Source organism: Paraburkholderia sp. SIMBA_054 (assembly GCF_046534875.1).
In the GTDB taxonomy this organism is placed as follows: domain Bacteria; phylum Pseudomonadota; class Gammaproteobacteria; order Burkholderiales; family Burkholderiaceae; genus Paraburkholderia; species Paraburkholderia hospita.
This window is the reverse complement of the sequence record NZ_JAWRXV010001399.1, coordinates 1-247: the sequence shown is the minus strand read 5'-3', so window position 1 is coordinate 247 and position 247 is coordinate 1. Positions and strand designations below refer to the sequence as shown.

General features: G+C 59.1%; 1 protein-coding gene. It reads right to left on the bottom strand.

Going from position 1 to position 247, the window contains the following annotated elements; translation table 11 throughout:
• Nucleotides 1-247 (bottom strand): F0F1 ATP synthase subunit delta (locus SB822_RS59660; RefSeq protein ID WP_410859451.1); only part of this gene is annotated, 247 nt, incomplete at both ends.

The following is a 247-nucleotide window of genomic DNA, read 5'->3' as shown; positions in this document are numbered from 1 at the left end:
GCCCTTCAGCGTTGCCTTCAATTCGTTCTGCTGCGCAGCGCTCAGTTCGTGCGCGGAGATGACATCGGCGGAAATTTCACCGCGATGTTCAGCAGCAATAATGCGGAAAGCAGCGATGATGCCCGGCAGAGCGAAGAGACGACGGTTCCGCGCGACAACGCGCAGGAAATTTCCGACCAGCCCCTTGATGCCCGCCTTGTCGGCGAGAGCGCCGATGGCGTGAAGCTGATCTTCCGAGGAAAATACC